1 protein-coding gene is annotated in these 1,441 nt (G+C 58.7%); it reads right to left on the bottom strand.

Annotation, left to right across the window (positions count from 1 at the left end; all coding sequences use genetic code 11):
* Positions 1-35 precede the first annotated feature (35 nt).
* Positions 36-1,385, bottom strand: coding sequence for an IS256 family transposase (locus EAW56_RS12210; protein ID WP_095536537.1), 1,350 nt, complete (start codon positions 1,383-1,385; stop codon positions 36-38).
* Between the last annotated feature and the right edge of the window lie 56 nt (positions 1,386-1,441).

The following is a 1,441-nucleotide window of genomic DNA, read 5'->3' as shown; positions in this document are numbered from 1 at the left end:
GAGAGTGTCCGATTGTTTGTGTGCGGGGGCTTGGTTTACAAGTAGTCCGCGAATCGGTCGGGGTAAGCCACGGCTAGTTGGTTGATGGCTTGTTTCCACCCGGTGGCTTTCGCTCCTTCAATATAGCCGTTGCGCTCAATGTCGCGCTTCGCTTTCTTCGCCCGCTGAGCAGCACGCTTGTCCTCGATGTTGCAGATCATCAGCCAAAGCGTCTTCAGCGCCGCGGTATCGTTCGGGAACTGACCCCGGTTTCGAGTAGCTTTACGCAGTTCAGCATTCAGCGACTCGATCGAATTGGTGGTGTAGAGCACCCGCCTGGCCGCAGGCGGGAACTGCAGAAACGGCACGAACCGCTCCCAGGCGTCGCGCCAGACTTTGACCGACTGGGGGTATCTCCGGCCCAGTTCACTGGCCTCGAACGCATCCAGGTTGGCGCGTGCGGTCTCCTCGTTGTTGGCGGTGTAGACCTCACGTAGCGCGCGGGAGACAAGTTTGCGGTCCTGATAAGACACCCACCGGTTCGCAGCCCGAATCAGGTGCACAATGCAGGTCTGCACCATGGAATTCGGCCAGGTCGCCTCCACAGCTTCCGGCAGGCCTTTGAGCCCGTCGCAGCACACGATGAACACGTCCTGGACCCCGCGGTTGGCCAGATCTGCGCACACCGATGCCCAGAATGCGGCGCCTTCATTCTCAGCGATCCACAATCCCAGGATGTGCTTGATGCCGTCCATGTCGACACCAACTGCCATGTAGCAAGCCTTGTTGACCACGCGGTGGCCGTCACGAATCTTCACGCGTAGCGCGTCGAGGAAGATCACCGGGTAAAACTCGTCGAGCTGCCGGTTTTGCCAGATCATGACCTCTTCCAAGACCGCATCGGTAATGGTACTGATCGTATCCGGGCTCATATCCACCCCAAGCGTGGTCGCAAGATGGTGCTGAATATCGCGCACTGTCATCCCACCGGCGTAGAGCGAGACGATCATGTCGTCAAGCTCGGTCAACCGGCGTGCGCCTTTGGGCACCATGCGGGGAGTAAACGTGCCGGCACGATCCCTGGGCACGGTTACTTCCACCGCGCCGTAGCCAGAATTGACGGTCTTGGTGTACGACCCGTTGCGGTGGTTATTCTCCTGCGCGGTTTCGACCTGGGCTTTGGTCTTGCGGTCGGAATGGCCGTAGCCCAAGTGCGCATCCATCTCCGCCTGTAGACCAGCGTTGATCGATGCCTGGAGCAGGCCTTTGACCAACTCGCTTGCATCCTCAGCGGAGGTCGACAGCTCGCTGATCAAGCTGGAGAGTTCAGGGTTTTCCATCAGCTTCTCGCTGATCTCGTTGACCCTCGCCGGGTCATGGTTGTTCTTCGGTGACACCGTAGTCATTATCGGTGAAACTCCTTCTAGATGAGAGCCTCACACACAAACTTTCTGACACCCTC

The sequence above is a fragment of the Corynebacterium gottingense genome (assembly GCF_003693265.1).
GTDB lineage: Bacteria > Actinomycetota > Actinomycetes > Mycobacteriales > Mycobacteriaceae > Corynebacterium > Corynebacterium gottingense.
This window is presented reverse-complemented; position numbering and strand designations above follow the sequence as displayed.

Coding starts and splice junctions, on each gene's coding strand:
- EAW56_RS12210 (WP_095536537.1), bottom strand. CDS start 1,385: ATGACTACGGTGTCACCGAAGAACAACCATGACCCGGCGAGGGTCAAC.